This is a genomic window from Pseudomonas sp. IT-P258 (assembly GCF_949767825.1).
Lineage (GTDB): Bacteria > Pseudomonadota > Gammaproteobacteria > Pseudomonadales > Pseudomonadaceae > Aquipseudomonas > Aquipseudomonas monachiensis.
Genome location: NZ_CATKPU010000076.1, coordinates 152,380 through 166,150, shown reverse-complemented (window position 1 = coordinate 166,150; position 13,771 = coordinate 152,380). Strand labels below are relative to the sequence as shown.

General features: G+C 60.8%; 11 protein-coding genes. 5 read left to right on the top strand and 6 right to left on the bottom strand.

The window, feature by feature from the left end; all coding sequences use genetic code 11:
* Positions 1-47: 47 nt before the first annotated feature.
* The gene (locus tag ACM6G4_RS23280; RefSeq protein ID WP_414914695.1) at positions 48-533 is read right to left on the bottom strand and encodes a hypothetical protein; all 486 of its coding nucleotides are present in this window, start codon (positions 531-533) and stop codon (positions 48-50) included.
* Positions 534-749: 216 nt separating this feature from the next.
* Positions 750-2,213, bottom strand: coding sequence for a glyceraldehyde-3-phosphate dehydrogenase (locus ACM6G4_RS23275; RefSeq protein ID WP_056722011.1), 1,464 nt, complete (start codon positions 2,211-2,213; stop codon positions 750-752).
* Between the two features lie 363 nt (positions 2,214-2,576).
* On the opposite strand from ACM6G4_RS23275, the gene mfd reads away from it, so the two are divergent.
* Genes mfd through ACM6G4_RS23260 form a run of 3 tightly spaced genes read left to right on the top strand, consistent with a single transcriptional unit; the run spans position 2,577 to position 9,315 of the window.
* Entirely contained in the window at positions 2,577-6,026 is a 3,450-nt protein-coding gene (gene mfd, locus ACM6G4_RS23270; RefSeq protein WP_414914694.1) for a transcription-repair coupling factor, read from the top strand.
* A gap of 10 nt (positions 6,027-6,036) precedes the next feature.
* Entirely contained in the window at positions 6,037-6,615 is a 579-nt protein-coding gene (locus tag ACM6G4_RS23265; protein WP_056722008.1) for a CsiV family protein, read from the top strand.
* 6 nt (positions 6,616-6,621) lie between these two features.
* Positions 6,622-9,315 (top strand): SNF2-related protein, encoded by a 2,694-nt coding sequence (locus ACM6G4_RS23260; protein WP_414914693.1) that lies wholly within the window; start codon positions 6,622-6,624, stop codon positions 9,313-9,315.
* 140 nt (positions 9,316-9,455) lie between these two features.
* Here the strand turns inward: ACM6G4_RS23260 and ACM6G4_RS23255 are convergent, their stop codons facing one another.
* The 3 genes from ACM6G4_RS23255 to ACM6G4_RS23245 all read right to left on the bottom strand — a co-directional run bounded on the left by ACM6G4_RS23255 (position 9,456) and on the right by ACM6G4_RS23245 (position 12,082).
* On the bottom strand, positions 9,456-10,193 hold the full coding sequence (locus tag ACM6G4_RS23255; protein ID WP_056722004.1) for an S-methyl-5'-thioinosine phosphorylase: 738 nt from the start codon (positions 10,191-10,193) through the stop codon (positions 9,456-9,458).
* A 12-nt stretch (positions 10,194-10,205) separates the two neighbouring features.
* On the bottom strand, positions 10,206-11,216 hold the full coding sequence (nagZ, locus tag ACM6G4_RS23250; protein ID WP_056722002.1) for a beta-N-acetylhexosaminidase: 1,011 nt from the start codon (positions 11,214-11,216) through the stop codon (positions 10,206-10,208).
* A 158-nt stretch (positions 11,217-11,374) separates the two neighbouring features.
* On the bottom strand, positions 11,375-12,082 hold the full coding sequence (locus tag ACM6G4_RS23245) for a TetR/AcrR family transcriptional regulator (RefSeq protein WP_409078442.1): 708 nt from the start codon (positions 12,080-12,082) through the stop codon (positions 11,375-11,377).
* A 229-nt stretch (positions 12,083-12,311) separates the two neighbouring features.
* Between ACM6G4_RS23245 and lexA the strand changes: the two genes are divergently transcribed.
* Complete coding sequence (gene lexA, locus ACM6G4_RS23240; protein ID WP_007995278.1) at positions 12,312-12,920, top strand: transcriptional repressor LexA; 609 nt, start codon at positions 12,312-12,314, stop codon at positions 12,918-12,920.
* 10 nt (positions 12,921-12,930) lie between these two features.
* A complete protein-coding gene (sulA, locus tag ACM6G4_RS23235; RefSeq protein WP_056721998.1) occupies positions 12,931-13,407 on the top strand; it encodes an SOS-induced cell division inhibitor SulA in 477 nt (158 codons plus the stop codon).
* Between the two features lie 93 nt (positions 13,408-13,500).
* Here sulA and ACM6G4_RS23230 read toward each other — a convergent pair whose 3' ends face one another.
* On the bottom strand, positions 13,501-13,734 hold the full coding sequence (locus ACM6G4_RS23230) for a hypothetical protein (protein ID WP_046041430.1): 234 nt from the start codon (positions 13,732-13,734) through the stop codon (positions 13,501-13,503).
* Positions 13,735-13,771: the final 37 nt, after the last annotated feature.

Here is a 13,771-nt window from a genome sequence, read left to right as displayed (position 1 = left end):
AGCAACGCAGCACTGAGACAGCTTTGGACAGCGCCAGACTTCGTCACTCAATCCGCGACCGATGGCAAAAAATCCTCGCCCATCGACACACCTTCGCGCGCAATAAACACGTAGCCGCCTTGCGGTGTATTGATGATTTCGTCGCCATTGCTGAGCATGCTGCCGACCAGCGCCACATCATTGTTGTCTTGCCCTGCGCCGGTAATGATTTGCGCCGTACTGCCATCGGCATACAGGACGTAGTCGCCTGTTCGCGCTACGCGCACCGAGCGTCCATTTTCCAACTTGAACTCCAGCGGCCCTGTCCCTTGCTGGATCACCCCGCCGTTACGGGTGTGGCTGCCCTCGGTTGCGCACCGGAAGATTGCGATAGCAGGATGAGCGTCGATGTAGGCCTGCTGTTGACGCACAACCACTTGGGCGTGCTCATGGAATTGCGCAATTTGCTGCTCAGTGAAGTGTGGATTGTCCAGACTGCGTAGATACTCTGGGGAAACATCGTTGGTATACAAAGGCTGCATGGGTGCATTCATTTCAAAATCCATATCCCAGGAAGGGTGTTCAGAAATAATGCGGCGGACGCTAACAGCGTCGCGATCCTCACGGCAGGGTCAAAAGAATGATTCAGAAGTTTCGCCAATAGAAACGATCCTTTTCCTACAGGATTGTTTCTAAAGCGTATTTATTGCGGAGCGCACAAACAAAAACGCCCCGACCAAGGCCGGGGCGTTTCATGTGCAGCTAAAGGCTTAGCGCGGGAATGCTGGCGGGTTTACACCGGCCATGTCTTCCATCACGCGAACCACCTGGCAGCTGTAACCGAACTCGTTGTCGTACCAGACGTACAGAACAACGCGGTTATCCTGGGTGATGGTCGCTTCAGCGTCCACTACGCCTGCGTGGCGCGAGCCAACGAAGTCGGTGGAAACCACTTCCTGGGAGCTCACGTAGTCGATCTGCTTGTGCAGGTCCGAGTGCATGGCCATCTGGCGCAGGTACTCGTTGATCTCTTCGCGAGTGGTGGCCTTTTCCAGGTTCAGGTTCAGGATGGCCATCGACACGTTCGGCGTAGGAACGCGAATCGCGTTGCCGGTCAGCTTGCCCTTGAGCACTGGCAGCGCCTTGGCGGCTGCGGTGGCGGCACCGGTCTCGGTGATAACCATGTTCAGCGGCGCGGCGCGGCCACGACGGCTGCCCTTGTGGAAGTTGTCGATCAGGTTCTGGTCGTTGGTGAACGAGTGAACGGTTTCGACGTGGCCGTTGACGATGCCGTACTTGTCGTTGACCGCCTTTAGCACCGGCACGATGGCGTTGGTGGTGCAGGAAGCCGCCGAGATGATCTTGTCGTCAGGGGTGATTTCGCCATGGTTGATGCCATGCACGATATTCTTCAGCGCGCCCTTGCCAGGTGCGGTGAGGATCACGCGGGCAGCGCCCGGGCAGGCCAGGTGCTGGCCCAGGCCGTCAGCGTCACGCCATACACCGGTGTTGTCGACGATCAGGGCGTTTTCGATGCCGTACTGGGTGTAGTCGACTTCGGCCGGGCTCTTGGCGTAGATAACCTGGATCAGGTTGCCGTTGGCGGTGATGGTGTTGTTGGCTTCATCGATGGTGATGGTGCCATCGAACGGACCATGGACCGAGTCGCGGCGCAGCAGGCTGGCACGCTTGACCAGGTCGTTCTCGGCGCCCTTGCGGACTACGATGGCGCGCAGGCGCAGGCCGTCGCCACCACCGGTTTTCTCGATCAGGATGCGCGCCAGCAGACGGCCGATACGACCGAAGCCGTAGAGGACAACGTCGGTGCCTTTGCGGGCCGATGCGTTTTGCTGGCCAACCACGTCAGCCAGTTCTTCACGGACGAACTGCTCGGCAGTACGGCCATTGCCTTCGGCCTTGAACTTGGCCGCCAGCTTGCCCAGGTCCACCGAAGCGGCGCCGAGCTTGAGTTCGCTCATCGCCTTGATCAGCGGGAATGTTTCGTGGACGGACAGCTCGCTTTCGTCGGACTGACGGTGACGAGCAAAGCGGTGAGCTTTGAGAATCGCAATGACTGAACGATTGATCAGGCTGCGGCCATAGATCGAGCTCACCACGTTGTTATTGCGGTAGAGCTGACCGATAAGCGGAATCATCGCTTCTGCGAGTGCTTCACGGTCGATCCATTCACCAAGACACTGGTCGGGCTTCTGAGTCACGGGAACCTTCCACATGTAGGGGCAGAAAAAAGGGGCTACATTATGCCGCCGAGTGACAGCGGTAGCAATGCGCGCCCGTCGTGCTTTACGTAACAATTCGTCGTTCAAAAAAATTACGCCCCGCGCAAACCCAATAAAACCGGGGCTTTCAGCGCAGTCAATTTTTTGGAGGCCGCGCGTCGTTATCCGTAACCCTCCGTAACACTCGTTGTTTTTGCCACTACATATTCAATAATTCATGGCAAAAAAGCGCCGGATTTTGTCTTTACCACTACATTTCACCAAACCCGTGCTTTAGACACAGTCAGCAACTGACAGGCGGCATCGTTGACCGCTACAATTGCCGACTTTGTCGCAACGCTTGGAGCTCAACCTTCCGTGCCCGTTCTGCGTCTACCGCTTCTCCCTGCCGCGGCAGGTAAACAGCACTGGGGCAACCTGCCCGGTGCCGCCCTGAGCCTGGCCATCGCCGAGGCCGCCAGCGCTGCCAAGCGCTTTACCCTGCTGCTGACCGCCGACAGCCAAAGTGCCGAACGGCTGGAACAGGAGCTGGGTTTCTTCGCCCCGGATTTGCCCGTATTGCACTTTCCGGACTGGGAAACCCTGCCCTACGACCTGTTCTCGCCGCACCAGGACATCATTTCCCAGCGCATCGCCAGTCTGTACCGGCTGCCGGAACTGAGCCATGGCGTGCTGGTGGTGCCGATCACGACCGCCCTGCATCGCCTCGCGCCGACCAAATTCCTGCTCGGCAGCAGCCTGGTGCTGGACATCGGCCAGAAGCTCGACGTCGAGCAAATGCGCACCCGGCTTGAAGCCACGGGCTATCGCTACGTCGATACGGTGTATGAGCACGGCGAGTTCACCGTTCGCGGCTCGCTGATCGATCTGTTCCCGATGGGCAGCAAACTGCCGTATCGCATCGACCTGTTCGACGACGAAATCGAAACCCTGCGCACCTTCGACCCGGAGAACCAGCGCTCGATCGACAAGGTTGATTCGGTCAAGCTGTTGCCGGCCAAGGAATTCCCGCTGCAAAAAGAAGCGGTCACTCGCTTCAAGGCGCGCTTTCGCGAGCGCTTCGATGTCGATTTCCGCCGCTGCCCGATTTTCCAGGATTTGAGCAGCGGGATTACCCCGGCCGGCATCGAGTACTACCTGCCGCTGTTCTTCGAAGAAACCTCGACGCTGTTCGATTACCTGCCCCAGGACACCCAAGTGTTCTCGCTGCCCGGCATCGAACAGGCCGCGGAAAACTTCTGGAACGACGTACGCAATCGCTATGAAGAACGCCGCGTCGACCCGTCCCGTCCTTTATTACCGCCCGCCGAACTGTTCCTGCCGGTGGAAGACTGCTTCGCGCGCCTGAAGAACTGGCCGCGCGTGGTGGCCAGTCAACAGGATGTGGAAAGCGGTGGTGGTCGCGAGCGCTTCCCCGCTCGCGAGTTGCCCAACCTGGCGATCGAAGCCAAGGCCACCCAACCGCTGGCGGCACTGGCGGAGTTCCTCGACCAGTTCCCCGGCCGCGTGCTGTTCACCGCCGAATCGGCAGGTCGCCGCGAGGTGCTGCTGGAGCTGCTGGAACGCTTGAAGCTGCGACCGAAAACCGTCGACAGCTGGCCGGACTTTGTCGCCGGCAAGGATCGCCTGGCGATCACCATCGCCCCGCTCGACGAAGGCTTGCTGCTCGACAACCCGGCCCTGGCCCTTGTCGCGGAAAGCCCGTTGTTCGGCCAGCGCGTGATGCAGCGCCGTCGCCGCGAAAAGCGTGCCGATGCCAACAACGATGCCGTCATCAAGAACCTCACCGAGCTGCGCGAAGGTGCGCCGGTGGTGCACATCGACCACGGCGTCGGCCGCTACCTGGGCCTGGCGACCCTGGAAATCGACAGCCAGACCGCTGAATTCCTCGCCCTGGAATACGCCGAAGGCGCCAAGCTTTATGTGCCGGTGGCCAACCTGCACCTGATCGCTCGCTACACCGGCAGCGACGATGCCCTGGCCCCGCTGCACCGCCTCGGTTCCGAGACCTGGCAGAAAGCCAAGCGCAAAGCCGCCGAACAGGTGCGCGACGTCGCCGCCGAGCTGCTCGACATCTATGCCCGCCGCGCCGCCCGCGAAGGCTACGCTTTCGCCGACCCGAAGGCCGACTACGCCACCTTCAGCGCCGGCTTCCCGTTCGAAGAAACCCCGGACCAGCAAACCACCATCGACGCGGTGCGCGAAGACATGCTTGCGCCCAGGCCGATGGATCGCCTGGTATGTGGCGACGTCGGCTTCGGCAAGACCGAAGTGGCGATGCGCGCCGCGTTCATCGCCGTGCACGGCGGTCGCCAGGTGGCGATCCTGGTGCCGACCACCCTGCTCGCCCAGCAGCACTACAACAGCTTCCGCGACCGCTTTGCCGACTGGCCGGTAACCGTGGAAGTGATGAGCCGCTTCAAGTCGGCCAAGGAAGTGAATGCGGCAGTCGCGGACCTGGCCGAAGGCAAGATCGACATCGTCATCGGCACGCACAAGCTGCTGCAGGACGACGTGAAGATCAAAAACCTTGGCCTGGTGATCATCGACGAGGAACACCGTTTCGGCGTGCGCCAGAAAGAACAGCTCAAGGCCCTGCGCAGCGAAGTCGACATCCTGACCCTGACCGCCACGCCGATCCCGCGCACGCTGAACATGGCGGTGTCAGGCATGCGCGACCTGTCAATCATCGCCACGCCGCCGGCCCGCCGCCTGTCGGTCCGCACCTTCGTCATGGAACAGAACAAGAGCACGGTCAAAGAGGCCTTGCTGCGTGAGTTGCTGCGTGGCGGCCAGGTCTACTACCTGCACAACGACGTGAAGACCATCGAGAAATGCGCCGCCGACCTCGCCGAACTGGTGCCGGAAGCACGGATCGGCATCGGCCACGGGCAGATGCGCGAACGCGAACTCGAACAGGTGATGAGCGACTTCTACCACAAGCGCTTCAACGTGCTGATCGCCTCGACCATCATCGAGACCGGCATCGACGTACCAAGCGCCAACACCATCATCATCGAGCGTGCCGACAAGTTCGGCCTGGCACAGTTGCACCAGTTGCGCGGCCGGGTCGGACGCAGCCACCACCAGGCCTATGCCTACCTGTTGACACCGCCACGCCAGCAAATCACCCCGGACGCGGAAAAGCGCCTGGAAGCGATTGCCAACACCCAGGACCTCGGCGCGGGCTTCGTGCTCGCCACCAACGACCTGGAAATCCGTGGCGCCGGCGAACTGCTCGGCGACGGCCAGAGCGGGCAGATCCAGGCTGTCGGCTTCACGCTGTACATGGAAATGCTCGAGCGCGCGGTGAAGTCGATCCGCAAGGGCGAGCAGCCGAACCTCGATCAACCGCTCGGCGGCGGTCCGGAAGTCAACTTGCGGGTACCGGCGTTGATTCCGGAAGACTACCTGCCGGATGTCCACGCCCGCCTGATTCTCTACAAGCGCATTGCCTCGGCCACCGACGAGGACGGCCTCAAGGATTTGCAGGTGGAGATGATCGACCGTTTCGGCCTGCTGCCGGAACCGACCAAGAACCTGATCCGTATCACTGCATTGAAATTGCAGGCCGAGCAACTGGGCATCAAGAAAGTCGATGGCGGCCCCCAGGGCGGTCGCGTCGAGTTCGCCGCACAGACGCCGGTCGACCCGCTGACCCTGATCAAACTGATCCAGAGCCAGCCAAAACGCTACAAATTCGAAGGCGCCACGATGTTCAAGTTCATGGTTCCGATGGAGCGCCCGGAAGAGCGCTTTAATACTGTAGAGGCGCTGTTCGAGCGCCTCGTTCCGAAAACTGCTTGAAGGACGCCGCATGCGCCTGTTTCGCTCACTGACCCTGCTGACCCTGTTGATGCCAACGCTGGTCGCACCCACGGCATTTGCCGATGACCTGTATCAGGTCGAAATGATTCTGGTCCGTCAAAACGCCGTGCCGGCGATTGTCAGCCGCGCCGCGCCGGAAGACTGGGCGGCGGGCGCCCAACCGGTCAGCCCCGACAGCCTGCGCACGCCAAGCCTCAATGGCGAGGTGGAAAAACTCACCAGCAGCGCCGACTACACGGTGTTGCTGCACAAGGCCTGGCAACAACCCCTCGGTGAAACGGCCAGCAAAGTGGCGGTCAGCGACGGTAAGGAACAATATGGTCAGTTCCCGATCGAGGGCACACTGAACATGAAACTGGGACGCTTTACCGACGTCGACGCCGATTTCTGGGTCAACCAGATCGATGCCAATGGCATGGTGACCGCCAGCGAGCGCCTGAAACAGGAAAGCCACACCAAGAACGGCCAGTTGAATTTTCTCGATAACGGCCACCTCGGCCTGTTGATCAAGATCACCTCGCTGACCGCCCCCGCACCCCGAGCAGCTCCCGAAGAAATTCCGGACTGATTCCCTATGTCCGCGACCCTGAGCAAACCCCTCGCACCGTCCTGGGTCAGCCGATTCAAGGAACAGAGCCTGGAGCGTGGTCGCCGTTACGCGCTGGAGAATCGCGTCAGGATCGTCGAGGCCGGCGACGCAACCATCGTCGCCGCGTGTGAAGGCTCTGGCGGTAACGTTTACCGTCAGACCATTCGCCTGCGCGAGTCAGCCAAAGGCACGCTGCTGATGGTCGACGCCACCTGCTCCTGCCCGGTCCACAGCAACTGCAAACATTGCGCGGCGGTGCTCCTGCAAGTGCAGGAAACCCTCGACTACCCCGCTGCCGCCAAAGACGCCGAACTCCTGGAAAAGCTCCAGGCCGTCCTGGAAAACCGCAGCCCGAAAGCCCCGCCGCAAGTGCTGGTGGACAATGTGCAACCGGTACCGCGCCTATGGCTGGCGAGCATCGAGTTTAGCGCCTTCGAACCGCGCAACGGTCGAATGCAGCGTTACATCCAGCATCGCGCGGCGCTGTCTTTCAGTTACCTGGACGAGTACGTCAGCGGGCAGAAAAACACCGACATCCTGATTCGCCAGGAAACCCAGACGCTGCGGATAAAACGCCACCCGGACGTGGAACAGTCCTACCGGGAACAGCTGCGAATCCTCGGCTTCAAAGTCGCCACCCGGCAAAGCAAGGCCTTGCCGGAAAGCGCCGGCGAGCTGTTCGAGATGGTCAATGACAGCGCCTGGCTGACCTTTACCCTCAATGAACTGCCGAAGTTGCGCGCCCAGGGCTGGGAGTTGCAGATCGACGAGGACTTCGGGTTCGACCTGACAGCGGTAGACGATTGGTACGCCACCGTCGAACAAGCGCCGGAGCGCGACTGGTTCGACCTGGAACTGGGGATCATCGTCAACGGCGAACGCCTGAGCCTGTTGCCGATCCTGCTCAACCTGATGCGCTCCCACACCGAAATCCTCAACCCGGAACGCCTCGCCCGACGCCGCGACGACGAGCTGATCCTGGTGAATATCCCCAATCGCCCGAATTCCGAGCACGGCCCATTACAAGTCGCCCTGCCCTTCGGCCGCTTGAAACCGGTGCTGGCCACCCTTGGCGAGTTCTACCTGCAGGAGCCCGGCGACACCACGCTGCGCCTGAGCAAGGCCGATGCCACGCGCCTGAACCCGCTGGAAGACATGCCGCTACTGTGGGAGGGTGGCGAACAGATCCGCACCTTTGCCCAGCGCCTGCGCGACATCAAGGACCACACGGCCATCGCCCCGGAAGGCCTGAATGCGACGCTGCGTCCGTATCAGCTCGAAGGCTTGAGCTGGATGCAATCACTGCGGCAGTTGGAGGTGGGTGGAATTCTCGCGGACGACATGGGCCTGGGCAAAACCCTACAGACACTGGCCCATGTGCTGAGCGAGAAAAACGCCGGCCGCCTGGATCGGCCGTGCATGGTGGTGATGCCGACCAGCCTGATCCCCAACTGGCTCGACGAAGCGGCGCACTTTACGCCGCAGCTCAAGGTACTGGCGCTGTACGGTGCCGGCCGCAAAAAGCACTTCGACAAGCTGGCTGACTACGATCTGATCCTGACCACCTATGCGCTGCTGCCCAAGGATGTCGAACGCCTGGCGGCGCAGCCCTTGCACATATTGGTGCTGGATGAAGCGCAATACATCAAGAACCCGACCAGCAAGGCCGCCCAGGCTGCCCGCGAGCTCAATGCCCGACAGCGCCTGTGCCTGAGCGGTACGCCGCTGGAAAACCACCTCGGTGAACTCTGGTCACTGTTTCACTTCCTCCTGCCCGGCTGGCTGGGCGACGTCAAAAGCTTCAACCGCGATTACCGCGTGCCGATTGAAAAACGCACCAGCGAAGTCAGGCTTGCGCACCTCAACGGTCGGATCAAACCTTTCCTGCTGCGCCGCACCAAGGAACAGGTGGCGACCGAGTTGCCGCCGAAAACCGAGATCATTCACTGGGTCGAACTCAACGAGGCCCAGCGTGATGTGTACGAAACCATGCGCCTGGCCATGGACAAGAAAGTCCGCGACGAGATCACCCGCAAAGGCGTGGCCCGCAGCCAGATCATTATTCTCGAAGCCCTGCTCAAGCTGCGTCAGGTGTGTTGCGATTTGCGCCTGGTCAACGAGGCGACCCCGCCAAGCCGTGGCAGCACGTCGGGCAAGCTCGACAGCCTGATGGAAATGCTCGAGGAATTGTTCGAGGAAGGTCGACGAATCCTGCTGTTCTCGCAGTTCACTTCAATGCTGTCGCTGATCGAAGACGAACTGAACAAACGCGGCGTGGCCTACGCCCTGCTAACCGGCCAGACCCGCGACCGCCGTACTCCAGTGAAGGAATTCCAGAGCGGCAAGCGTCAGATTTTTCTGATCAGCCTGAAGGCCGGTGGCGTTGGCCTGAACCTGACCGAGGCGGACACGGTGATTCATTACGACCCGTGGTGGAACCCGGCGACGGAAAACCAGGCGACCGACCGCGCGTATCGCATCGGCCAGGAGAAGCCGGTGTTCGTTTACAAAATGATCGCGCGCGGCACGGTGGAAGAAAAGATTCAGCACCTGCAAAAGGAAAAATCCGACCTCGCGGCCGGTGTGCTGGATGGGCGCAAGGCCGGGGACTGGAAGCTGCAAAACGATGATATCGAGGCGCTGTTTGCGCCGCTGCCGGAAAACCTCGAAAAACGTTGAGACTTTCGGCGTTTTTTAGACCGCCATCGCGAGCAAGCTCGCTCCCACAGGTTCAGTGATGTCCGCAAAAGTTGTGTTCGACGCGGACACTGTGGGAGCGAGCTTGCTCGCGATGGGGTCAACGCGGTATCAAGTGGGGCTCAGCCCTTGAGCACCCGCGCCAACGTCGATTTCACCTTGCCCATGCCGTCATGCAATGCCTGCTCGATCTCGGCCATGGTAATCACCGCCGTCGACTTGCCCGCCGCCGGGTTCACCACTAGCGCCAGACAGGCGTAATCCAGTTCCAGCTCGCGGGCCAGGGCCGCTTCCGGCATACCTGTCATGCCGACGATGTCGCAACCGTCGCGCTCCAGTCGGGCGATTTCAGCCACTGTCTCCAGTCGCGGCCCTTGAGTGCAGGCATACACGCCATGACTGCTGTAACCCACGCCTTCCACCGCCAATGCCGCAATCAGTTGCTGGCGCAACGGTTCGCTATAGGGATAGCTGAAGTCGATATGGGTGACGTGCTCCAGGTCATCGGCAAAGTAGGTGTGCTCACGACCGCTGGTGTAGTCGATCAACTGATGTGGCACGCAAAAATGCCCGGTGCCCATGGCGGCATGGATGCCACCCACGGCATTGACCGCCAGAATGGCTTCGGCACCGGCCTGCTTCAGCGCCCAGAGGTTGGCGCGGTAGTTGACCTGATGCGGCGGAAAACGATGGGGATGGCCGTGACGCGCGAGGAACAGTACTTCCTTGCCGGCATACTCGCCGATCTGAACCTCGGCCGAAGGTGCGCCATAAGGCGTGTCCACTGCCAGTGACTGGCGAATGCTCAGGCCTTCGAGTTGAGTCAGGCCAGTGCCACCGATAATCGCGTAAACCGTCATAACGAACAGTCCTTAATCAATCAATTGAGCTTCTTTGAGCGCGCCGACAGCGGCCAGCCAGCGCGGGTCCTGACGGTATTCGGTGCTGGCGAACGACTGGCCGCGCATCCGTGCAATGCGCTCGGAAGGCTTGACCTTCAGGCGTTGCGCAGCGCTCAAGGCCAGTTCGGCGGCCGCACGGTCGTTGCACACCAGGCCCATGTCGCAACCGGCAGTCAGCGCCGCTTCGATACGGCTGGCGGCATCGCCGACCACGTGAGCGCCCGCCATGGACAGGTCATCACTGAAAATCACGCCATCGAACTGCAGTTCGCCACGCAGGATGTCCTGCAACCAGCGTCGGGAGAAACCGGCGGGCTGGGAATCGACCTGTGGATAAATAACGTGGGCCGGCATGACCGCGGCCAGTTGCTTGCTCAGTTTGGCAAACGGCACCAGGTCATTGGCGCGAATCTCGTCGAGGCTACGTTCGTCGTTGGGGATCGCGACGTGGGAATCCGCTTCAGCCCAGCCGTGGCCGGGGAAGTGCTTGCCGGTAGCCGCCATGCCTGCGCTGTTCATACCGCGGATGAATGCACCCGCGAGCAAGGCCGCGCGCTCGGGATCACCTTCGAACGAGCGAGTGCCGACAACGGCGCTGCGCTGGTAATCCAGGTCGAGCACCGGGGCGAAGCTCAGGTCCAGGCCAACGGCCAACACTTCGGTCGCCATGATCCAGCCGCACTGCTCGGCCAGGTATTCGGCGTTCGGGTTGTCGGCAATGGCGCGCATGGCGGGCAAGCGCACGAAACCCTGGCGCAGGCGCTGCACGCGGCCGCCCTCTTGATCCACCGCCAGCAGCAGATCGGGACGAATGGCGCGAATGGCCGCACTCAGCTCGCGCACTTGACGCGGATGCTCGATGTTACGGGCAAAGATGATCAGGCCACCCACTTCGGGCTGGCGCAACAATTGGCGATCTTCAGCGGTCAGCCAGGTACCGGCGACGTCCACCATCAACGAGCCTTGCAAGCCAGCAGTCATAGAAATTCCTTGATAACAGAAAACCCGGCCCACACGAATTCGCCGCCAGACGCTGTGCCCGGCAGGTCGGCGATATCAATGGGAAACGGGTTCAAAACGAGAGTCGGCATGGGCGGCTAGCTTAGCGGATGTCAGCTGCCGCGCCCACCCGTGCGCGGTTAAACCTTGGCGGCAAGCGGTGTCGATTTGCTACGCGGACGCAGCTGGGCAGTGGCCATGGCGGCGTCGGTAACGCCGGATTCGGCGCGCATGCCGGCAGCCAGGAACGGCACCATCAGGCGCATGACCTGCTCGATCGAGGTGTTCACGCCGAAGTCGGTTTCGGCAATCGCGCGCAAGGCCTTGATACCGGACATGCTGAACGCCGCCGCACCCAGCATGAAGTGCACACGCCAGAACAGTTCGATAGGTGGGATACGCGGCGCCGCATCGTTGACGAGCATCATGTAGCGGCGGAACACCTTGCCGTACATGTCTTCCAGATAACGCCGCAAGTGCCCCTGGCTCTGACTGAACGCCAGCCCCAGCAAACGCATGAAGATGGACAGGTCGTTGCCGCTGCGCGGCTGCACCACCAGCGCCTGCTCGACGAGGATTTCCAGCAACTCTTCGAGGGTCGGCTTGATTTCAGGCTTGGCCTGACGCCGCTCCAGCTCTTTATCGAGGCTGATGCAGAACGGACCGAGGAACCGCGAGAAAACCGCCTGGATCAACGCCTTCTTCGAACCGAAGTGATAGTTCACCGCCGCCAGGTTGACACCCGCCTTGCTGGTGATCAGACGCAACGAGGTTTCGGCGAAACCTTTTTCCGCGAACAACTGCTCGGCTGCATCAAGAATGCGTTCAACGGTTTCCGACTGGGCCATGGCTACTCCGCCTGACAAACACTTGTTTGAAACATACGTTTCAGCCTGTGCATTGTCAAGTCTGGCAGTTCGTTTCGGGAATGGTCGGTCAGACATTTAACCACACAACGGCGAAGCTTCAATCCACTGACTGTTTGACCGTCCGGCGGCGACTGAAAAAAGGAGCATTGCCAAGATCGCCTCACTGTATATAATCCCAGTCACTGTATAAAAAAACAGAGCGATCGATATGCTAAAGCTGACGCCACGACAAGCAGAGATTCTGGCCTTCATCAAGCGCTGCCTGGAAGACAACGGGTATCCACCCACCCGTGCGGAAATCGCTCAGGAACTGGGCTTCAAGTCGCCCAATGCGGCGGAAGAACACCTCAAGGCACTGGCTCGCAAGGGTGCAATCGAAATGACGCCTGGCGCCTCCCGCGGCATTCGCATCCCCGGTTTCGAAGCCAAGGCCGACGACTCCACCCTGCCGATCATTGGCCGGGTCGCAGCCGGCGCTCCGATTCTTGCGCAGCAACACATCGAAGAATCCTGCAACATCAATCCCGCCTTCTTCCATCCGCGCGCCGACTACCTGCTGCGCGTCCACGGGATGAGCATGAAGGATATCGGCATTTTCGACGGCGACCTGCTGGCGGTCCACACCACCCGCGAAGCCCGCAACGGCCAGATCGTGGTTGCGCGAATCGGCGACGAAGTGACCGTCAAGCGCTTCAAGCGTGACGGCAGCAAAGTCTGGCTGATCGCCGAGAACCCCGAGTTCGCCCCTATTGAAGTGAACCTTCAAGACCAGGAACTGGTGATCGAAGGCTTGAGTGTCGGCGTCATTCGCCGCTAAAGGAGGCACCATGCAGTTCCCACAGACATCACCACAGCAAACCCAACTGCCGTTGTTCGAAGCGTTCATGGCACAGCCATTGGCGCCGATCCTGAAAGACGTAGTCGAGTCCCCCTGGAGCGCCGAACCTGACGTTTTCAGCGAGCTGTCACTGCGTGGTGCAGCCGGGAACTGCCTGAGCCTCCTGGCACCGATCCTCAGGGAATTGAGCCAGGACCAGGACGCACGTTGGCTGACACTGATCGCCCCGCCCGCCAGCCTGACTCAAGCCTGGCTGCGAGATGCCGGCCTCAACCGCGAGCGCATTCTGTTGCTGCAACCACGGGGCACCCAGAGCGCCCAGCAACTGACCTGCGAAGCCCTGCGCCTGGGTCGCAGCCACACGGTGGTCAGCTGGATCAACCCGTTGAGCTCCCAATCGCGGCAACAACTGATCAGCGCCGCCCGCACCGGGGACGCTCAAAGCCTGAATATTCGACTGGGTTAACCGGCAGACAAGACGCGCGCTTCACCGCGCAAGGCTTCTCCAGGGACAGAGAAGCCGATGAATAACGACGTCAAGAAAAGCGACAGACGGGGGTCAATGAAGAACCCGCGACCCCTCTTCCTTGTCGAATTCGCCTTCAACCAGGCGACCGGCCATCTGAACACCCACGCTCAACATCGCCTTGGCGACTTCCACGTGCTGCCCTTGCAGGAATGCCTTGGCGTCCTCGGAGAAATCCAAAGTAACCAGAGAACCCTCGTCCTCGGCCCTGCGCAGCTCGATACGGCCGTCTGGTAACTCGACAATTTCTAGAAAGGACGTTGGCATAAAGGACTGTTCTCCACGAAAGGCGGGGATTATATAG